The following is a 21,057-nucleotide window of genomic DNA, read 5'->3' as shown; positions in this document are numbered from 1 at the left end:
GTCTCCTCAGGCCGTCGCGGTGCCGCGGGTGACCAGGGTGCCGACGAAGGCGACGAAGCGGTCGAGGATGAAGCCGATGATGCCGACATAGACGAGGGCGACGATGATCTCGGAGATGTGGGAGGAGTTCCACGCATCCCAGATGAAGAAGCCGATGCCGACGCCGCCGATGAGCATCTCGGCCGCCACGATGGCGAGCCAGGACAGGCCGACGCCGATGCGCAGGCCGGTGAAGATGTAGGGAGCCGCCGAGGGCAGCATGATCTTGGCGAAGAACTCCAGCGGGTTGAGGCGCAGCACCGCCGCCACGTTGCGGTAATCCTGCGGGATGTTCCGGATGCCCACCGCCGTGTTGATGATGATCGGCCAGATCGAGGTGATGAAGATCACGAAGATCGCGGAGGGCTGGCCGTCCCGGAAGGCGGCGAGCGAGAGCGGCAGCCAGGCCAGCGGCGGAATCGTGCGCAGCACCTGGAAGATCGGGTCGAGGCCGCGCATGGCCCATTCCGACTGGCCGATCAGGGTGCCGGTGAGGATGCCGGCGACGGTGGCCAGGGCGAAGCCGAGGGCCACGCGCTGGATGCTGGCGGCGATGTGCCAGAACAGGCCCTTGTCGGTGCCGCCGTTGTCGTAGAACGGGTGGGCGATGATGTCCCAGGCCTCGGTGACGACGCGCGAGGGCGGCGGCAGGCCGGCGCCCGGGCGCGAGCACAGCATCTCCCAGATCACCAGGAAGGCGATCAGCACCACGATCGGCGGGATCAGGTTCTTGGCGATGGTGTTCAGGGTGGCCATCGTGACGAGGGGCGCCCGCTTCGGCTTGGCCGGCGCGGCGGCGGCCGGGCTGGCCGCGAGGGTGGTGGTGTTGGCCATCACGCGATCCTCTTGATGCCGAGGCTGGACAGGTAGGCGGCCGGATCGGCCGGATCGAAGACCTTGCCGTCGAAGAAGGTCTCCTTGCCGCGCGAGGTCGAGGCCGGGATCGCCGTGACGCCGAGGGCCTTCGCCGCCTCGCGCCAGAGGTCCTCGCGGTTCACCTTGGCGACGAGGGCCTTGGTGTCGGTCTGCGCGTCGAACTTGCCCCAGCGGATGTCCTCGGTCAGGAACCAGAGGTCGTGGGACTGGTAGGGATACGACGCGTTGTCGTTCCAGAACTTCATCACAAAGGGGCTGTTCTCGACCACGCGGCCGTCGCCGTAGTCGATCGTCCCCTTGATGCGGCCGGCGACGTCCGAGACCGGGACGTTCATCCACTGGCGCTTGGCCGCGATGGCGGCGACCTCGTCCTTGTTCTCGGGCTTGTCGCACCATTGCTGGGCCTCGAGCACGGCCATCAGCAGCGCCTTGGTGGCGTTCGGGTATTTCTCCGTGAAGGAGGCCCGCATGGCGAAGGCCTTCTCGGGATGGTCCTTCCAGAGTTCGCCGGTGGTGAGCGCGGTGTAGCCGAGGCTCTGCTGCACGAGCTGGGCGTTCCAGGGCTCGCCCACGCAGAAGCAGTCCATCGTGCCGACCTTCATGTTCGCCACCATCTGGGGCGGCGGCACGACGATGGTCTCGATGTCCTTGTCCGGGTCGATGCCGCCGGCGGCCATCCAGTAGCGGATCCAGAGGTCGTGGGTGCCGCCCGGGAAGGTCATGGCCGCCTTCACCGACTTTCCGGCGGCCTTCTTCTTCTCGATCGCCGCCTTGAACACCTTCGCGTCGAGGGCGACCTTCTGGTCGAGGTACTCCTTGGCCACCGAGATGCACTGGCCGTTGGTGTTGAGCCGGGCCAGGATGTGCATCGGTACGGGCACGTTGTTCTGCGTCACCCGTCCGGCCGAGATGAGATAGGGCATCGGCGTCAGGATGTGGGCGCCGTCGATGCCGTTGCCCTCGGAGCCGAGCACGAGGTTGTCGCGGGTGGTGCCCCAGGAGGCCTGCTTGAGGACCTCCACGTCGGGCATGCCGTGCTTGGCGAAGAAGCCCTTCTCCTTGGCCACGAAGAGCGGGCTCGCATCGGTCAGGGCGATGAAGCCGAGCTTGGCCCCCTTCACCTCGGGGCCGGCGCCCTGCGCGAAGGCTCCGCCCGGCAGCGCGGTGCGGGCGAGCGCCGCCAGGGACAGCGTCGCGGCGGCACCCTTCAGCAGATCACGGCGGTTGTTGCGGAAACCGTCAGTCATCGAACCCGACATCCTCGAAAGCAATGGGCATCCATCAAAGAAAAAACCGCCGACCAAGCACATCCATCGAACGCAAGATCTGCGTTCCGTGGGGGACTCGGGTCAGCGGCTCTGCCGACGGATAAGGCTCGTCATCGTTGGCGAGCCCTCCGACACCTGCACGGGGCGTGCCAAGTCGGGTCGGCGCGTCGGGCCGGGGCGATGCGGGCGATGTCGGAATCGTTCCAAGGTCTTCGGGACGCAGCCGTTTGTCGAGAATGCCTCACCGTCCGAGCCCGGCTCCGGGGCCGGACGAGGCCGCGCCGATCGAGCCGGTCGGGCGCGCCTCCCCGTGTGTCTGCCTCGTCGCGCGCCAGCTGCCGCACTGCACAATTCACAGGCAGGCTGCCGGAACGGGCGGCAGCGCCCCGGCTCAGTCGCCGACCGCTGCAGCGTACAGGTCGGGTCGGTAGATCGCGCGGGCGCGGGCGGCCAGGGTCGGGTTGGGGAGGATCTGGCCGGCGGCGGCCATGCGGTCGAGAAGCCACTCCGCCTGTCCGGGCCGCGGCCGTTCGGCCTCCGCTCCGAACACCACGAACTGCTCCGCCCGCCGCTCGGTCCCGTCCGGGTCGATCACCACGGTGCCGGCCAAGGCCCGATGGACGAGCCCCGGGTCGATGCCGAGATGGCTCGGATGGGCGAGCAGGCTCGCCAGTTCGCGCCGATTCTCGGGGGCGGCGCACCAGTGCCCCGCCCGCCGCACCGCCCGGACCAGGGCCGCGCACGTCTCCGCCGCATAGGCCGGCAGGGCCAGCACCTTTTCCGGGCAGTCCGGCGCCAGCTCGCAGCCGAGGGCGGCGATGCGGCCGTAGCCCTCGGCCACCGCGACGCTGTTCCAGGGGCTGCCGACGCAGAACCCGTCGATCTGACCGGATTGCAGGGCCTCGGCGATCCAGGGCGGGGGGATGACCACCAGCCGGGTCGCGGCGTCGAGGTCGAGGCCGCCGCGGGCGGCGAACATCCGGAGCTGGTAGGTATGGCACGAGAAGGGGTGCACGGTGCCCAGGGTCAGGGGCCGGCCCTGCGCGGCCCGCCCGCGTGCGACGCGGGAAAACGCCTGCGCGATCGTATCGAGATCCGCGGCCTCCGGCGCCATCTCGGCCCAGAGCGGGCGCGAGACCGTGACCGCATTGCCGTTGAGGCTGAGCCCCAGGGGCACCACGAGGTCGGTCTCGGGACCGCTGATTCCCAGCGCGCTGGCGATGGCGAGGGGTGCGAGCATGTGGGCCCCGTCGAGGTGGCCCAGCGCCAGCTTGTCCCGGAGCGTCGCCCAGGAGGGCTCGCTGACGAGGTCCACCGCCAGGCCCTCGGCGGCGGTGAAGCCGCCCTCCACGGCGGCGATCAGGGGCGCCGCGTCGATGAGCGGCACGTATCCGAGGGCGAGTCTCATCGGGGCGGGCCTCTCATCCCAGGAGGTCCGCCGCCGTCACGATGGCGCGGGCGATGTCGGCGATCTTCCGCTTCTCGTTCATGGCCTTGCGCCGCATCGTCCGGTAGGCTTCCTCCTCGGAGAGGCCCTTGGCGGTCATGAGGATGCCCTTGGCCCGCTCGATCAGCTTGCGGTCGGCGAGTTCGCCCCGCGCCTCGGACAGTTCGCGCTGCAGCCGCGCGAAGGCGTTGAAGCGCAGGATCGCCACGTCGAGGATCGAGCGGATGCGCTGCGGCTGCAGGCCGTCGACCACGTAGGCGGAAATGCCCGCATCCATCGCCGCCTGCATCATCGGCACATCGGAGCGGTCGACGAACATCGCCACCGGCCGCTCCACGTGCCGGGACAGGCCCGACATCTGCTCCAGGATGTCCCGGCTCGGGCTTTCCAGATGGATCACGACCACATCCGGGTTCAGCGCGGCCACCCGGGCCGGCAGGTCGGGGGTGTCGGGCAGAACCACGACGCGGGTCGAGCCCGCCGCCGTGAGCCCCTCCTCGAGGATCGCGGCGCGCGCCCGGCTCGGATCGATCACGGCGACGGTCAGGGTCGGCTCGGTCATCGGGATCTGAGGGTGGGTCGGGATGGAGGAAGGGGTTCGGTTCGCGGCCGTTGGCTGGGGACTGCCATGTTCCGTCGGCGGGCGACAGGAAAACCTGCGCGATGATCCGACGGGTGAGGGCCCGGCACGCAAGCGGCGTGCCCGAACGACCGTTACCATCGCGAGAGGAAACAGCCCAGGTTCTGCCGCAAACGGACCGGCTAATGCCGTCGGCCATCGAACCGATCGCCGAATCGCACAGTGAGGTGACCCGGATGTCAGCGTGCACGCCCCCCGCTCCCTCGGCGTTCGACACGGGCACCGCACGCGGCGTCACCCCGCCCCTCCTGCCCACCCTGATGATGGCGGTGATCCTCGGCGCCGCCTCTTATCTCTGTCACGAGCCGGGTCGCGAGCCGGCGGCCGTGGCGCCGACAGCCTCGGCTCCGGCGACGGCGGTCGCGACCGCCCCCCAGGCGGTGGCGGCGACGCCCTACATCCCGGCGCCCCTCGCCTTCCAGACCCAGTTCCCGATGGTGGTGCTCGCTCAGGCCGAACCCGCTCCCGCGGTTCAGGCCCACAAGGCGCTTCCTCGGGCGGCGGCGCGCCTCGCCGCGCCGCGCCGGCTCGACGCGGCGCGCGTCGCCGGCAAGGCCCCCGCGCCCACGGCCACCGACAAGCCGCTGCCCTTCATGCCGGAGGCCGAGGCCGACGGCACGGTCGCCGCCGCGGACGACGGCATCCTGCCCGAGGTCGCCCTGCCCTTCGCACCGACGATCCGGGCCGTGACCCGAGCGGGCGCCGCGGCCGGTGCCTTCGTGGGCGCCGGCGGAGCGGCGATCGGGGCCGAGACCGCCACCCTCGGGGCCGCCGTGTCGGGCTGGGTCGAGCGCCTGCGCTGAGGCCGGGCGCCGTTTCGGGCGGCAGACACGCGGCAATTGCCGCGCCGACCCTGGACCCTGCCCGGTTCGGGGACTAGGTGGACGCCAGCGATGACGCACCGCCGCGCGCCGCGTGACGGTCGGCTGCGCGGATACGAGGACCTGGATGGCCGGACGGATCGAGGATTATGCACTCGTCGGCGATGGCCGTACCGCTGCGCTGATCGCCCGCGACGGCAGCGTCGACTGGCTCTGCTGGCCCCGCTTCGATTCCGCCGCCTGCTTCGCCGCCCTGCTCGGCACCGAGGACCACGGCTACTGGAAACTCGGTCCCGTCGATGCGGCGACGACCACCCGGCAGTACCGCGAGGGCAGTCTCGTCCTGGAAACCCGGCACGAGACCGCCGGCGGCGCCGTGCGGGTGACCGACTACATGCCCGCCAACGACGGCGCGCACCTCGTCCGGATCGTCGAGGGGATCGAGGGCTCGGTGCCCATGCGGATGCGCCTGCGCGTGCGCTTCGATTACGGGCTCGCCGTGCCGTGGGTCTCGCACAACGAGCTCGGCGATCTGCGCGCGATCTCGGGGCCGCACAAGGTGGTGCTGCGCACCCTCGTGCCGACGTTCGGCCAGGACCAGACCACCGTCTCGGAATTCACGGTCGAGGCGGGCCAGAGCGTGGCCTTCACCCTGAGCTACGGCGCCTCCCACGAGGACGACCCGGCGCCGATCCAGCCCCGCAAGGTGCTGTTCGAGACCGACCGCTACTGGCGCGACTGGTCGGGCCGGGCCGCCTCCGGCACCCCGTGGGACGCGATCCTGAAGCGGTCGCTGCTCACCCTGAAGGCGCTGATCTACCAGCCCACCGGCGGCATCGTCGCGGCACCCACCACCTCCCTGCCGGAGGATCTCGGTGGCGTGCGCAACTGGGATTACCGATTCTGCTGGCTGCGCGATTCCACCTTCACCCTCATCGCCCTGATGGATGGCGGCTACCTCGACGAGGCCCGCGCCTGGCGCGACTGGCTGGTGCGCGCGGTCGCGGGCAATCCGGAGCAGGCCCACATCCTCTACGGCATCGCCGGGGAGCGCATGCTGCCCGAGATCGAGCTCGACTGGCTGCCCGGCTACGAGAACTCGAAGCCCGTGCGCATCGGCAACGCGGCGGTGGAGCAGTTCCAGCTCGACGTCTACGGCGAGATCTTCGACGCGCTCTACCAGGCGCGCCAGCGCGGTCTCCAGGGCGACGCGGACGGCTGGCGGGTGGGCGAGGCGCTGCTGCGCCATCTCGAGAAGGTCTGGTGCACCCCGGACGAGGGCATCTGGGAGGTGCGCGGCGGGCGCCGGCACTTCGTGCATTCGAAGGTGATGGCCTGGGTCGCCTTCGACCGTGCCATCCGCTCCTTCGAGGAGGCGGAAGGGCACGAGCAGGACGAGATCCGCGCCACCGGCGTGAACCACCGGCCGAGCCGGGCCCGCGACGTGCCGGTGGGGCGCTGGCGCGAGATCCGCGACCAGATCCACGCCGAGGTCTGCGCCAAGGGCTTCGATCCCGAGCTGAACAGCTTCGTGCAATCCTACGGTTCGAAGCGCCTCGACGCGAGCCTGCTGCTGATCGCCCATATGGGATTCCTGCCCCAGGACGATCCCCGCGTGGTCGGCACCGTCGATGCCATCGGCCGCACCCTGATGCGCGACGGCTTCGTGCTGCGCTACGACACCGAGAACCAGACCACGGACGGGCTGCCCGGCGACGAGGGCGCGTTCCTGCCCTGCTCGTTCTGGTATGCCGACAACCTCATCGGCCTCGGCCGCTGCGAGGAGGCGCGTGCGCTGATCGAGAGGCTGATCGGCGTCTGCAACGATGTCGGATTGGTGGCGGAGGAGTATGATGTGCGGGCACAGAGGCTCGTGGGCAATTTCCCGCAGGCCTTCAGCCACGTCACGCTGGTGAACACCATTCTCAACTACAGCCGGGCCAAGGGTCCGGCCAAGGAGCGGAGCAGTGGCTCCGCGGATGCCGGATCCCCGGGTGCGGCCACGGCCGCGCCCCAACGGCGCGACGCCTGAGCGTTCGGAACGCGGTCGGCGAACAAGCCCAGAAACGAAGGACGACGAGCAATGAGCGGAGCAGACACCAAGCCGAACGCGGCCCTGAGCGAGATCGACAAGCTCAGCATCGACACGCTCCGGACGCTCGCCATCGACGCGGTGCAGAAGGCCAATTCCGGCCATGCCGGTGCCCCGATGGCGCTGGCCCCCGTGGCCTACACCCTGTGGAACCACTACCTGCGCTACGACCCGGCGCATCCGCACTGGCCGAATCGCGACCGCTTCGTGCTCTCGGCCGGCCACGCCTCGATGCTGCTCTACGGGCTGATTCATCTCGCCGGCGTCGTCGAGAAGGATGGCGGCAACGCCCCTGCCCTCACCATCGACGACCTCAAGAACTTCCGCCAGCTCGACAGCCGGACCCCGGGCCATCCCGAGTACCACTTCACCACCGGCGTCGAGACCACCACCGGCCCGCTGGGCCAGGGCGTCGCGAACTCCGTCGGCATGGCGATGGGCGGCCGCTTCCTCGGCGAGCGCCTCAACCGGCCCGAGCTGCCGCTGTTCGACTACAACGTCTACGCCATCTGCTCGGACGGCGACCTGATGGAGGGCGTCGCCGCGGAGGCCGCCTCCATCGCCGGGCACCTGCGCCTGTCGAACCTGTGCTGGATCTACGACAACAACACCATCACCATCGAGGGCCACACCGAGCTCGCCTTCTCGGAGGAGGTCGCGGCCCGCTTCCTCGCCTATGGCTGGCAGGTCCTGCGGGTGGCCGACGCCAACGACGTCCACGCGGTCTCGTCCGCCCTGGAGACCTTCCTCCAGTCCAGCGACCGCCCGACCCTGATCGTCGTCAACTCGATCATCGGCTACGGCGCGCCCAAGAAGCAGAACACCGCCAAGGCCCACTCGGACGCCCTCGGGGAGGACGAGGTCAAGGGCGCCAAGCGCGCCTATGGCTGGCCCGAGGACGCGCAGTTCCTGGTGCCGGACGGCGTCTACGACAACTTCCGCAACGGCATCGGCAAGCGCGGCGCCGAGCTCTACGCCACCTGGGACGGCTTCTTCCGCGAGGCGAAGGCGGCGGACCCGACCCATGCCGAGGAGCTCGACGCCTTCCTGGAAGGCCGGCTGCCGGAGGGCTGGGACAAGGACATCCCGGTCTTCGAGCCTGACGCCAAGGGCCTCGCCACCCGCGAATCCTCCGGCAAGGTGCTGAACGCCATCGCGCAGCACGTGCCGTTCATGCTCGGCGGCTCGGCCGACCTCGCGCCGTCCAACAAGACCAACCTCACCTTCGAGGGGGCCGGCTCGCTCACCCCCTTCGAGCCGGGCGGCCGCAACATCCATTTCGGCGTCCGCGAGCACGCGATGGGCTCCATCGTGAACGGCCTCGGCCTCGTGGGCCTGCGGGCCTACGGCGCCACCTTCCTGGTCTTCGCCGATTACATGCGCCCGCCGATCCGCCTCGCGGCGCTGATGGAGGTGCCGGTCTTCCACGTCTTCACGCACGATTCGATCGGCGTCGGCGAGGACGGCCCGACCCACCAGCCGGTGGAGCAGCTTCTGACCCTGCGGGCGATCCCCGGCCTCGTGACCCTGCGTCCGGCGGATGCCAACGAGGTCGCGGAGGCCTACCGGGTGATCATGGGCCTGAAGGACCAGCCGGCGGTGCTGGCGCTGAGCCGCCAGCCGCTGCCGACCCTGGATCGCTCGAAATACGCGGCCGCATCCGGGACCGCCCAGGGGGCCTACGTGCTCGCCGATTGCGAGGGCACGCCGGAGGTGATCCTCATCGGCACGGGGTCCGAGGTGCAGCTCTGCGTCTCCGCCTACGAGGCGCTGACGGCCGAAGGCGTGAAGGCCCGCGTCGTCTCAATGCCCTCCTGGGACCTGTTCGAGCGCCAGGACGAGGCCTACCGCAACAGCGTGCTCGTCCCCGAGGTGCTGGCCCGCGTCGCCGTCGAGCAGGGCTCGGTCATCGGCTGGGACCGCTACGCGGGCTCGGCCGGCACGATCATCGGCATGCACACCTTCGGCTCCTCGGCACCGATCAAGGACCTGCAGACGAAGTTCGGCTTCACGCCCGAGAAGGTGGTCCAGGCCGCCCGCGACCAGATCGCCCGGCATCGGAAGTAGGCGGCGCAGGGTCTCGGGACCCTGCTCGGAACGTGATCCTCCTCCCCGCGCGGGGCGGAGAGGTGCATGATCGATGACGGATGAGGCGACGCTGCCTGTCGTGCGCGGCGTCGCGATGACGGACGACGAGGAGTTTACATGAACCCGCTCAAGGCTCTCTTCCCCGAACAGGGTCAGGCCGTGTGGCTCGATTTCGTCGCCCGCGGCTTCGTTGCGCAGGGCAAGCTCAAGGCGCTGGTGGACGAGGACGGCCTGCGCGGCGTCACCTCGAATCCCTCGATCTTCGAGAAGGCCATCGGCGGGTCGTCGGAATACGACGACGCCCTGAAGGCCGTGATGGACAAGGGCGATGCCCGCGTCATCGACCTCTACGAGGGCTGCGCGGTGGCCGACATCCAGGCCGCCGCCGACGTGCTGCGCCCGGTCTACGATGAGAGCGACGGCGCCGACGGCTATGTCAGCCTCGAGGTCTCGCCCTACCTCGCCCTCGACACCGAGGAGACCCTGGCGGAGGCCCGCCGCCTGCACGAGCTGGTGGCCCGCGACAACCTCATGGTGAAGGTGCCGGCCACCCGCGAGGGCATCCCGGCGATCCAGGCCCTGACCGCCGACGGCATCAGCATCAACGTCACCCTGCTGTTCTCGGTCGGGACCTACGAGGCGGTGGCCCGGGCCTTCATCGCCGGGCTGGAGGCCTTCGCCGCCAAGGGCGGGAACGTCTCGAAGGTCGCCAGCGTGGCGAGCTTCTTCATCAGCCGCATCGACGTCGCCGTCGACAAGGCCCTCGACGAGAAGGGCGGCTTCGACGACCTCAAGGGCAAGGTCGCCATCGCCAACGCCAAGCTCGCCTACCAGCGCTTCAAGGCCATCCATGCCGAGCCGCAATGGCAGGCCCTGGCCGCCAAGGGTGCCAAGGCGCAGCGCCTGCTCTGGGCCTCCACGGGCGTGAAGAACAAGGCCTATTCGGACGTTCTCTACGTCGAGGCGCTGATCGGCCCCGAGACCGTCAACACCATGCCGCCGGCCACCATGGACGCGTTCCGCGATCACGGGACCGTCAAGGCCGCCATCGAGAGCGATGTCGCGGGCGCGCAGGCCGTGATGGCGCGGCTCGCCGAGGCCGGCATCGACATCGAGAAGGTCGGCGACACCCTGGTCGAGGAGGGCGTCCAGCTCTTCATCGACGCCGCCGACAAGCTCCTCGGCGCAGTGGCGAGCAAGCGGATCGACTTCCTCGGGACGAAGCTCGATGGGCAGACCCTCGTGCTCGGCGAGACGCTCGGCGCCGCCGCCAAGAAGGCGGTCGAGGAGTGGCGCGCGTCCGGCAAGATCCGTCGGCTCTGGGCCCACGACAAGACCGTCTGGAGCGGGGCCGACGAGGACCGCTGGCTCGGCTGGCTGCGCATCGTCGAGGACGAACTCGAGCACGTCGCCGATTACGAGGCCTTCGCCGAGGAGGTGCGGGCGGGCGGCTTCAGCGACGTCGTCGTGCTCGGCATGGGCGGGTCGAGCCTCGGCCCGGAGGTGCTCGCCGAGACCTACGGTGGCCGCGAGGGCTTCCCCGCCCTGCGCATCCTCGATTCCACCGATCCCGATCAGGTCCGCGAGACGGAAGCCGCGATCAGCCTGCCGACCACTTTGTTCATCGTGGCGAGCAAGTCGGGCTCGACCCTCGAGCCCAACGTTTTCCGCGATTACTTCCTCGGCCGGATGAAGGAGGTCGTGGGGAGCGAGAAGGCCGGCGCCCACTTCGTCGCCGTCACCGACCCCGGCTCGGCCATGGAGAAGGCCGCGAAGGCCGACAACTTCCGGCGGATCTTCTACGGCGTCCCGCAGATCGGCGGACGCTACTCCGTGCTCTCGGCGTTCGGCCTCGTGCCGGCGGCGGCCTCGGGCATCGACGTGAAGGCCTTCCTAGACACGGCCCGCACCATGGTCCGCTCCTGCGGCCCGGCCGTTCCGCCGGCCCAGAACCCGGGCGTGCTCCTCGGCACCGCCCTGGGCGCGGCCGCGCTCACCGCCGGCCGCGACAAGGTCACGATCGTCGCCTCGCCGGGCATCGACACGTTCGGCGCCTGGGCCGAGCAGCTCATCGCCGAATCCACCGGCAAGGAGGGCAAGGGCCTGATCCCCATCGACGGCGAGCCGGTCGACGTGCCGGCCGTCTATGGCCGCGACCGCTTCTTCGTCTACCTGCGCCTCGACGGGCGTGCCGATCCCCACCAGGACGAGGCCGTCCGCAACCTCGAGCGCGAGGGGCATCCGGTGGCGCACATCACCCTGGCCAACGAGGAGCAACTCCCGCAGGAGTTCTTCCGCTTCGAGATCGCCACGGCGGTGGCGGGCGCGATGCTCGGCATCAATCCCTTCGACCAGCCCGACGTCGAGGCGAGCAAGATCGAGACGAAGAAGCTGTTCGATGCGGCCGAGAAGAGCGGCGCCCTGCCGGGCGAGACCCCGATCTTCGCCGACGAGACGATCGCCCTCTACGCGGATGCGGGCAATGCCGGCGCCCTGCCCCAGGCGGTCGAGGGCCTGGACGCGGCGATCGCGGCGCATCTCGCCCGTGCCAAGGACGGCGACTACGTGGCCCTGCTGGCCTACGTGGCCCGCAATCCCGGCCATCAGGCGATCCTGCAGGAGGCCCGGGTGGCGCTGCGCGACACGCGCCGCCTCGCGACCTGCCTCGAATTCGGGCCGCGCTTCCTGCACTCCACCGGCCAGGCCTACAAGGGCGGTCCCGATACCGGCGTCTTCCTGCAGATCACCGCCGACCCGTCGGCCGATCTCGCGATCCCCGGCCGCAGCCTCGGCTTCGGCACGGTGGTGGCGGCCCAGGCCCGGGGCGACTTCGCGGTCCTGGCCGAGCGCAGGCGCCGGGCCCTGCGCGTGCACATCAGGGGCGGCCAGGTCGAGGCCGGTCTGAAGCGCATCGCCGCGGCGATCCGGGCGGCGCTGTAGGATCGGACGGCGGGCTCACCGGCAGCCAAGCGAACCCGCAAGCAAGCGAACCCGCGAGCAAGCGAAGACCCGGCCGTTTCCAGGAGGGAGCGGGCGGGTCTTCGGCTTTCGGGCGGTCCAGGACGCTCGCGATCAGGTGCGCGCGCGATCAGGTGCGGGGGACCCGTTGGCCTACGACGCGAAGCCGTTGTCCCGGCCCCAGATGATCGCCTCGCCACGGCGGTGGATGCCGAGCTTGCGGTAGAGCGCGGCCGCGTGATTGCGCACGGTGTTGGGTGTCAGGCCGAGGCGCTTGGCGATGGCGCCGTCGCCGAGGCCCTGGCAGATCAGGCGAAGCACCTCCGCCTCGCGTCGGGTCAGATCGGGCCTGGCCGGCGCGGGATCCGACGCGCGCGATTGGCGCAGGTTGCCGAGCTTCTCGATCAGGCCCCGGCTGAACCAGGAAGTGTCGGCCATCACGGCCTCGATCGCGTCGAACAATTCCCGCTCGGAGCGCTTGCGGTCGCTGATGTCCTGCAGCACGGCGAGGAGGCAGGCCTCCTCGCCGATGGTGACGCTCTCGGCAGAGACGAGGCAGTCGAGGTCGACGCCGTCGTGGCGGCGCAGGCAGGCCTCGAAGCCGAGGACGCTTCCCTGCGCGGAGAGTTCGGCTCCGAAGCGTTCGCGCTGGACGCGATCGGCCCACAGGCCGATCGCGTCCAGCGCCTGGCCGATCACGGCGTCCTCCTCGTGGCCGAAGGTCCGGCTGAAGGCCTGGTTGATCCCGAGGACCGCGAGGCCGTCGGCCCGGCACAGCAGCGTCGGCACGGGGGTCAGGCGGAAGGCGGTGGCGAAGCGCTCCTCACTGTGGCGCAGGGCCGTCTCCGCCTTCTTGCGCAACTCGAGATCGGCGAAGGTGAAGAGCATGCAGGGCTCGTCGCCCATGTCGATGGGCTGGCCGGCCACGATGACGAAGCGGGTGCCGCCGTCCGGCAGGCGCAGGCAGGCCTCCATCTGCGGGATCGTCTCGCCGGCATTGAGGCGGGCGATGGCGAGGTCCCGGCTGCGGGCCTCGTTCAGCACGTCGATCTCGTAGACGCTGCGCCCGATCACATCGGCGCTGCGGTAGCCCGTCATCTCCAGGAAGCCGAGATTGACCTTCACGTGGCGCAGGTCCGACAGGCGGCAGATCACGGCCGGTGCCGGGTTGGCGTTGAAGGTCTTCTCGAAGCGCTCCTCGGCCTCGAATTGCGACGTGACGTCGGCCAGGATCAGCACGAGGCAGTCGGGCGCGCCGGCCGCGTCGGTGATGACGAGGCTGCGCACGCGCTGGGTCGCGTTGAAATCGGGTCGGTCCGTGCGCCGGACGTTGACGATGACCTCGTCGAAGGTCTCGCCGGCCAGGACCCGCTCGATCGGCATGCGGGTGATGACGTGGTTGTTGCGGTAGCGCAGGACGAACGTGTCCCGGAACGCCGAGACCGTCCCGCCGAGTTCGGCGAGGTCGGTGGCCCCGTGCATCGCCAGGGCCGCCGCGTTGGCCCAGGTGATGCGCTGATCGGGCTCGATGAGGATGACGCCCTCGGAGAGGCCGGCGATGATCTGGTGCAGCTGAGATCGGTCGACACCCGTCGTCAAAGGTTCTGGCATCCTGCGTACGGAGCGGCGCTCGCGCGATCGGCGGCGCCTGGGTGCGTCGGCGCCCCTGTGCGAACGAAGCTGTCCACCGGGAGGCAAACGCGGGAGCCCGCGACTCGTTGCCGATTCGGCCCCGCCGGGGAAGCGTGGCCGCTGCTTTGCATGCAATATTCCTGCTCATTTCGTAAGCGGGAGGTTGCAATGTGCCAGGGTGACGATCCGAGTTGCGGCCATTTCGCGGAGCATCGCCGCCGCTTCCTGGGAGACCTCGCGCCGGAGCGGCGGGCCTTCCTGAAGAGCGGCTTCGTTGCCTCGGGCGGGGCGGCGGCCCTGATGGCCGGCGGCCTCACCCTGCCGGGGCCGGCCCTCGCGGAGGCGAGCGCGAAGCGAGCCCTGAAGCAGACGGCGCATTACCACCTGCCCGCCACCGCCGAGACGGTTCACTGGGGCTATTTCAGCCGCAGTCTCAAGCCCCAGGTCGAGATCGAGTCCGGCGACTACGTCACCATCGAGACCCTGACCCACCACGCCAACGACGATGCCGAGCGCATGGTCACGGGCGATCCCGGTGCGGAGAGCGTCTTCCTCTGGACCAAGGACAAGAAGGGCGTCCCCCGGCGCGGGGCCGGGCCGGAGGACACCAAGTTCGGACCCGGCGGCGGCCTCGGCGTGCACATCTGCACCGGCCCGGTCGCAATCCGGGGCGCCGAGCCCGGCGACGTCCTGGAGGTGCGCATCCTCGACGTGGCGCCCCGCCCCTGCGCCAACCCGGCCTTCAAGGGCCGCACCTTCGGCAGCAACGCCGCCGCCAACTGGGGCTATCACTACAAGGACATGATCACCGGTGATCGGCCGCGCGAGGTGGTGACGATCTACGAGGTCGACGCCACGGGGGCCCGCGATTGGGCACAGGCGGTCTACAGCTTCCGTTGGCCCGGCGTGACCGACCCTGCCGGAATCGACCACCCCACCATCGACTATCCAGGCCTGCCGGTGGACCACGCCAGGACGACGCGCAATTTCGACGTGCTCAAGGGCTTCCGGGTGCCGATCCGCCCGCATTTCGGCACCATGGGCCTCGCGCCCAAGGAGGCCGAGATGGTGAACTCCATCCCGCCCAGCTATACCGGCGGCAATATCGACAACTGGCGCATCGGCAAGGGCGCGACCCTGTACTATCCCGTCGCCGTGCCGGGGGCCCTGTTCTCGGTGGGCGACCCGCATGCGAGCCAGGGGGATTCCGAGCTCTGCGGCACCGCCATCGAGTGCTCGCTCACCGGCACCTTCCAGTTCATCCTGCACAAGAAGGCGGATCTTCCGGGTACGGCCCTCGAGACCCTCGATTTCCCGATGATCGAGACGGCCGAGGATTGGGTGCTCTCGGGTTTCAGCTACCCGAACTACCTCGCCGATCTCGGACCCGACGCGCAGAACGCGATCTTCGCCAAATCCTCCGTCGATCTCGCCATGCGCGACGCCTTCCGCAAGATGCGCCAGTTTCTCATGCACGGGCATGGGCTGACCGAGGACGAGGCGATCTCGCTGATGTCCATCGCGGTGGATTTCGGCATCACCCAGGTGGTCGACGGGAACTGGGGCGTCCATGCCATCGTGAAGAAGGCGATCTTCCCGGTGCGGACGACCTGAACCGCGGGCATCGCCCTCGTCAGAGGCGACCGACGCGCAGCGACAGCGGCCAGCGGATGGCTCTCTGCGCGTCGGGGTCGCCCCAGGCCGCCGCCAGGGCTTCCCCGAACGCCACGATCGGCGCGCGGCCGATGGCCCGCTCCGCCGCCCGGACGGCCGACCACGTCTCCGTGTAGCCGATCAGGTCGGGCAGCCGCCAGTTCAACGCGATCGCGAGATCCGGCATCCCGATCTCCGGAAACGGGAACGGGAGCGATCGGTAGCCGTCCTCGACGTGGCGCCGCTCCGGCGGCCAGTAGGGACCGAGAGTCCGGCGGTAGAAATGCTGGATCACGGCGTCGACCGCGGCATCGTCCACATGCAGCACGCCGTAGCTGATCAGCGCCAGGATTCCACCGGGACGCACAACCCGTCGAACCTCGGCGTAGAACGCCGTGAGATCGAGCCAATGCGCGGCCTGGGCGACGGTGACGAGATCGGCGCTGGCCTCCGACAGGCCGCTCCGCTCGGCGGGAGCGGTGCCGTAGGTGACGCGGGCATGCGGCGTCGCGTGGGCGGTCTGCTCCGCGCTGGCATCGGTGGCGACCACGCGCGCGAACCGATCGGCGAGCAGGACGGAAAGCTGGCCGGTGCCGCAGGCGCAGTCGAGGGCCAGGGCGTGCCCCGGTGCGGCCTCCGCGAGCGCGTCGACCAGCGCCCGCGGGTAGGTCGGCCGGTGCGCCGCATACCCGGCCGCATGGGTCGAGAAATGATCCTTGAAGGTCGTCATCGGCGACAGCGCCCGCGTGATCGAGGCTCCACCCCGCTCAGGAACCCCGCCCGATCGAGGCAACCGGCGGTTCGCGATCACCGTGCGCCGCTCTCGCGGGGCGCCCCATGCGGTCGGGATCGTTCGCCTGCCCGGATGCGAATGTCGGGCGCGGTTCCCGAGGGGGCCGCCCCGGGCGAGGACGACGCGCCGCGAGCCAAAGGCCTTCCGGGTCGGCGCCCGGACGACGGGGGCTCGGGGCGTCGGCCTCGATCCGAGACCTCAGCAGCTCAGGCGGCGCCCTTCGCGACGGCCGAAGACCCGGTAGTGCGCGGCGCCGGATTCCATCTGGCCGCGGTTCACCGCCCGGCGGACATCCGGGTTGCAGCGCAGGTATTCCGCCTCGTCGAAGCCGTAGTCGCGCCGGCCGCGGCCGCGATCCCGGAAGTCGTCGTCGCGGTCGCGATATCCGTCGCCCCTGCCGCGGTAGCCGTCGTCGCGGCCGCGATAGCCGTCGTCGTATCCGCGGTAGGGCTGGGCGAGGACAGGGCTCACCGAGCCGAGGATCGTCAGCCCCAGAACCGCTGCTGCACAGAGTGACTTCATGTCCAAGTTTCTCCTTACCGGACGCGGAAAACGGTTGCGCTTGCGTTTTGGTTCAATCCGCCTCGACGATCCGGCCCTCGAGTCCGAACAGGCGACCGAGGCCGCGCACCCGGTTGAGGATTCGGTCCCCGGGCAGGGCGCTCTGATCCGCCGGCAGGGTCAGCGTCACCCGGCCATCCGCGATGGTGACGGGACTGCGTCCGAGGGCGCCCGCCATTCCGGCCGAGAGCGGGAAAGCGAGGCGCAGCAGGGCTCCGAGCAGGCGGGCGCGCTCGAACAGGCGAGGCCCGGCGAGGTTGCGCAGCATCGGGCTCGCCTTCTCGGGCGCGATGCCCTCGTGACGGAAGTAGATGGCGAGGGCGAGATAAGCCCGGCCCGGGTGGTCGATGCCGACGAAGGCCGCGTGGGTGATGACGTTGACGCTCTGCTCGCCCCGGTAGTCCGGATGGGCCCGCCAGCCGATATCGGACAGGAAACACGCCGCGTGGCGCAGGCGCCGCTCGTCGGCGGTCTCGGGCTGTTCGAGGCTGGCGATGAAGCGGTCGCTCCAGGCGATGAGGTCGCCGGCATGGCCCGGCGAGCGGGCGCGCAGCGCATTCAACTCGGCCGCCGCCGCGAGCAGGGGGTCGGCGAGACGGGCGTCGCGGTCGAGCTGCTCGTAGAGCAGGCCTTCGCGCACGCCGCTGGCCGAGATCGCGAGCTCGCGCGGGCGGCCGATGCGGATGATCTCCTCCAGCACCACCGCACCGTAGGCCAGCAACGGCCGGCGCGCCTCGGAAACGCTCTCCACATCCTGCAGCAGGGCGGCGTCGGTGCGCTCCACCACTTCGAGGAAGTTCAACTCGTCCGAGGGCTCGACGCTGTAGCCGTGCATGACGTGGAGCGGATAGCCCCGGGCAGACTGGTGCAGGCGGGCGAGCGCACGCCAGGTACCGCCCACCGCGTAGAAGCTGCGTCCGCGCAGGGTCTCCAGCTGTGGCGCGGCCTTCTTCAGGTTCTCGCGGACGATCTTGAGCGCCTTCTTGACCGAGCCCCCGGACAGGTCCTGGAGGGCGAGGCCGCCGAGCGGCATGGTCACGCCCATGCCGACCGTGGCGCCGCGCACGTCCACGAGTTCGAGGGAGCCTCCGCCGAGGTCGCCGACGACCCCGTCGGGGGCATGGAAGCCCGAGATGACGCCGAGCGCTGAGAGCTCGGCCTCGCGCCGGCCGGAGAGCAGCTCGATGCGCTGGCCGCAGGCGGCTTCCGCAGCCGCGAGGAATTCCCGGCCGTTCTCGGCGTCGCGCGCGGCGGCGGTCGCCAGCACGAAGATCCGCGAGACCCGCATGGTGTCGCACAGCACCCGGAAGCGCGCGAGCGCCACGAGCGCGCGGCGCACCGCCTCCTCGTTGAGGCGGCCGGTGGAGAGCACGTTCCGGCCGAGGCCGCACAGCACCTTCTCGTTGTAGAGCGGCGTCGGCGCCCGGGTCAGGCCGTCATAGGCGACGAGCCGCACCGAATTCGAGCCGATGTCGATGATCGCCACCGGCTCGATGTGGTCCCCGGCCCCCGGCAAGGGGTTCCCCTGGAAGGGCCTAGGGCGGGCTGGGTCGAGGCCCATGCGGGCTCCTCTGGACGGTCCGTCAGCCACGCTGCGCGCGTCGGCTCAGGGCGCGCGGGCTCGACTTCTTCGACGACTTGCCGCGCCCGGACAGGCTTGGATTCGTCATGAAATACTTGTGCGCATTGAACGGCTCCTCCCCCTCGGCCGGTTGGATCCGTTCGCTGGCACCCGACGCCAGTACACGCCAGCTCTGGCGGTTGTCGAGGAGGTTGGCCAGCATGATCTGGTCCAGCACCTGCTGATGCACCGTCGGATTGGTGATCGGCAGGAGCGCCTCGACGCGGCGGTCGAGGTTCCGGCTCATCAGGTCGGCGGACGAGATGTAGACCACGGCCTTGGGGTGGGGCAGCCCGACGCCGTTGCCGAAACAGTAGATGCGTCCGTGCTCCAGGAAGCGCCCGACGATCGACTTGACCCGGATCGTCTCCGACAGCCCCGGGATGCCCGGCCTGAGACAGCAGATGCCGCGCACCACGCAGTCGATCTGAACGCCGGCCTGGGAGGCGTCGTAGAGCGCGTCGATGATCTGCTGGTCGACCAGCGAGTTGCACTTGATCCAGATCGCGGCCGGCCGGCCCGCCTTCGCGTGAGCCACCTCCGCCTCGATGTTCTCGAGGAGTCGCGGCTTCAGGGTGAGCGGCGAGACCGACATCCGCTCCAGCTCGGCGGGTTCGGCGTAGCCGGTGATGAAGTTGAAGATCCGGCTAACGTCGCGGGCCACCGCCGGGTCGGCGGTGAAGAAGGACAGGTCGGTGTAGATGCGGGCGGTGATCGGGTGATAGTTGCCGGTGCCGACATGGCAGTAGGTGACGAGGCGGTCGCCCTCGCGACGGACCACCATCGACAGCTTGGCGTGGGTCTTCAGCTCGATGAAGCCGAACACCACCTGCGCGCCGGCCTTCTCCAGGTTGCGCGCCCAGCGGATGTTGGCCTCCTCGTCGAAACGGGCCTTCAGCTCGACGAGGGCCGTCACCGACTTGCCGAGCTCGGCGGCTTCCGCCAGCGCCGCGACGATCGGCGAGTTCGAGGAGGTGCGGTAGAGCGTCTGCTTGATCGCCACCACGTTGGGGTCGCGGGCGGCCTGGGCGAGGAACTGCACCACCGCGTCGAAGGATTCGTAAGGGTGGTGGACGATGAAGTCCTTCTGCCGGATCGCCGCGAAGACGTCGCCGCCGCTCTCGCGGATGCGCTCGGGGAAGCGCGGGTTGTAGGACTTGAACTTCAGGTCCGGCCGGTCGATGCCGACGATCTGCGACAGCTCGTTGAGGGCGAGCATGCCCTCGACGAAGATCACGGCGTCGCTGCCGATCTCGAGTTCGTCGGCCACGAAGGCGCGCAGGTCCTCGGGCATCCCGGCCTCGACCTCCAGCCGGATGACGACGCCGCGGCGGCGCTGCTTCAGCGCCGTCTCGAAGTGCAGGACGAGGTCCTCGGCCTCCTCCTCGATCTCGAGGTCCGAGTCGCGGATGACGCGGAACGCGCCCTGCCCGCGCAGGGCGTAGCCGGGGAACAGCCGGCCGGTGAACAGGACGATGACCTGCTCGATGGCGATGAAGCGGGCGGTCGCATCGTTCTCGGCATCCGGCAGGCGCACGAAGCGGTCGAGCACCGCCGGCAGGCGGATGAGCGCGCGCAGGGTGCGCCCGTCGCGGGGGCGCACCAGCATCAGCGCGATGGTGGAGCCGAGATTCGGAATGAACGGGAACGGATGCGCCGGGTCGATGGCGAGCGGCGTCAGAACCGGGAAGACGTGGTTGAGGAAGTAGTCCTCCAGCCACGCCCTGTGCTCCGGCGTCAGGCCGGCGGGCTCCGTCAGCTCGATGCCGACACCGAGGAGTTCGTGGCGCAGCTCGCGCCAGCGCGCCTGTTGGTCGAGGGCGAGGTGCGAGACTTCCGTGCCGACGCGGGCGAGCTGCTCGGCCGGGGTCAGGCCGTCCTGCGAGGGCAGGACGAGGCCGGCGCGGACCTGGTCGTGCAGGCCGGCGACCCGCACCATGAAGAACTCGTCGAGGTTGTTGGCCGAGATCGAGAGGAAGCGGACCTGCTCGAGGAGGGGATGGTTGGCGTTCGAGGCCTCCTCCAGCACGCGGCGATTGAACTGGAGCCAGGACAGCTCCCGGTTGACGAACCGCTCGGGGGAGTGGCGCAGGGCGAGCCCCGCCTCCCGCACGGAGTCGCGCGCTTGCGCGCCGGGCCCCGCCTCCGCGGGCGTGGGCAGGTCGCCGGCCATGGGCAGGTCCAGGTCGGCATCGGGCAGAGCGTCCGGCACCGCGGGCGGCGGAGTCTCCGACGACGGCGCCACGGCCTCGGGCGCATGGTCGGCGGAGGCCCTGGCGCCGGGGGGCTTCGCGGCAGGCGTCCTTGTACCGAGTGGCTTGGCATCGAGTGGCTTGGCATCGGATGCCCTAGCGGCCGGGGCCTTCGCGGAAGGGGCTCTGGCGGCCACGCTGGCGGAGGCGGTTCGGCGCACGGCAGGCTGGGCGCGGGCCTGGGTGCCACGCGGGGTGGCCGTCTCCACTGCGGTTGCGTCCGGGTCCATGTCCGCCAAGTGCGTCTCTCCTATGGGTTGTGTGACCGGCTCTAGCACGGGGCGGGCCGGTGTTTTTGACAGTTCGATGACAATCA

The 21,057-nt window shown here is 70.1% G+C and carries 14 protein-coding genes; 5 read left to right on the top strand and 9 right to left on the bottom strand.

Going from position 1 to position 21,057, the window contains the following annotated elements:
• Positions 1-6: 6 nt before the first annotated feature.
• From ntrB to ACXJY8_RS06210, 4 genes are all read right to left on the bottom strand, one after another.
• A complete protein-coding gene (gene ntrB, locus ACXJY8_RS06225; RefSeq protein ID WP_463777508.1) occupies positions 7-873 on the bottom strand; it encodes a nitrate ABC transporter permease in 867 nt (288 codons plus the stop codon).
• Entirely contained in the window at positions 873-2,162 is a 1,290-nt protein-coding gene (locus tag ACXJY8_RS06220) for a CmpA/NrtA family ABC transporter substrate-binding protein (RefSeq protein WP_463777505.1), read from the bottom strand. Before ACXJY8_RS06220 ends, ntrB begins: the two co-directional genes overlap by 1 nt.
• 412 nt (positions 2,163-2,574) lie before the next feature.
• Positions 2,575-3,591 carry a CmpA/NrtA family ABC transporter substrate-binding protein gene (locus tag ACXJY8_RS06215; protein WP_463777502.1) on the bottom strand — a complete coding sequence of 339 codons (1,017 nt, stop codon included), beginning with the start codon at positions 3,589-3,591 and terminating at the stop codon, positions 2,575-2,577.
• A gap of 13 nt (positions 3,592-3,604) precedes the next feature.
• Positions 3,605-4,192, bottom strand: coding sequence for an ANTAR domain-containing response regulator (locus tag ACXJY8_RS06210; RefSeq protein ID WP_463777499.1), 588 nt, complete (start codon positions 4,190-4,192; stop codon positions 3,605-3,607).
• Positions 4,193-4,446: 254 nt separating this feature from the next.
• Between ACXJY8_RS06210 and ACXJY8_RS06205 the strand changes: the two genes are divergently transcribed.
• From ACXJY8_RS06205 to ACXJY8_RS06190, 4 genes are all read left to right on the top strand, one after another.
• A complete protein-coding gene (locus ACXJY8_RS06205) occupies positions 4,447-5,073 on the top strand; it encodes a hypothetical protein (RefSeq protein ID WP_463777497.1) in 627 nt (208 codons plus the stop codon).
• A gap of 145 nt (positions 5,074-5,218) precedes the next feature.
• Positions 5,219-7,123, top strand: a complete 1,905-nt coding sequence (locus ACXJY8_RS06200; RefSeq protein WP_463777495.1) for a glycoside hydrolase family 15 protein — start codon at positions 5,219-5,221, stop codon at positions 7,121-7,123.
• Between the two features lie 51 nt (positions 7,124-7,174).
• A complete protein-coding gene (tkt, locus tag ACXJY8_RS06195) occupies positions 7,175-9,250 on the top strand; it encodes a transketolase (protein WP_463777492.1) in 2,076 nt (691 codons plus the stop codon).
• Positions 9,251-9,388: 138 nt separating this feature from the next.
• On the top strand, positions 9,389-12,211 hold the full coding sequence (locus ACXJY8_RS06190; RefSeq protein ID WP_463777489.1) for a bifunctional transaldolase/phosoglucose isomerase: 2,823 nt from the start codon (positions 9,389-9,391) through the stop codon (positions 12,209-12,211).
• A 171-nt stretch (positions 12,212-12,382) separates the two neighbouring features.
• Here ACXJY8_RS06190 and ACXJY8_RS06185 read toward each other — a convergent pair whose 3' ends face one another.
• Positions 12,383-13,828: a helix-turn-helix transcriptional regulator gene (locus ACXJY8_RS06185; RefSeq protein WP_463777485.1), complete on the bottom strand. Its 1,446-nt coding sequence runs from the start codon at positions 13,826-13,828 to the stop codon at positions 12,383-12,385.
• 201 nt (positions 13,829-14,029) lie between these two features.
• Here ACXJY8_RS06185 and ACXJY8_RS06180 point away from each other — a divergent pair, with 201 nt between their 5' ends.
• On the top strand, positions 14,030-15,475 hold the full coding sequence (locus ACXJY8_RS06180) for an acetamidase/formamidase family protein (protein ID WP_463777482.1): 1,446 nt from the start codon (positions 14,030-14,032) through the stop codon (positions 15,473-15,475).
• 19 nt (positions 15,476-15,494) lie between these two features.
• Here ACXJY8_RS06180 and ACXJY8_RS06175 read toward each other — a convergent pair whose 3' ends face one another.
• From ACXJY8_RS06175 to ACXJY8_RS06160, 4 genes are all read right to left on the bottom strand, one after another.
• Positions 15,495-16,244, bottom strand: coding sequence for a class I SAM-dependent methyltransferase (locus ACXJY8_RS06175; protein ID WP_463777479.1), 750 nt, complete (start codon positions 16,242-16,244; stop codon positions 15,495-15,497).
• 261 nt (positions 16,245-16,505) lie between these two features.
• Positions 16,506-16,829 (bottom strand): hypothetical protein, encoded by a 324-nt coding sequence (locus ACXJY8_RS06170; protein WP_463777477.1) that lies wholly within the window; start codon positions 16,827-16,829, stop codon positions 16,506-16,508.
• A 52-nt stretch (positions 16,830-16,881) separates the two neighbouring features.
• Positions 16,882-18,429, bottom strand: a complete 1,548-nt coding sequence (gene ppx / locus ACXJY8_RS06165) for an exopolyphosphatase (RefSeq protein WP_463777475.1) — start codon at positions 18,427-18,429, stop codon at positions 16,882-16,884.
• Between the two features lie 22 nt (positions 18,430-18,451).
• Complete coding sequence (locus tag ACXJY8_RS06160; RefSeq protein WP_463780430.1) at positions 18,452-20,662, bottom strand: RNA degradosome polyphosphate kinase; 2,211 nt, start codon at positions 20,660-20,662, stop codon at positions 18,452-18,454.
• Positions 20,663-21,057: the final 395 nt, after the last annotated feature.

Source organism: Methylobacterium sp. TK31 (genome assembly GCF_055361545.1).
This window is presented reverse-complemented; position numbering and strand designations above follow the sequence as displayed.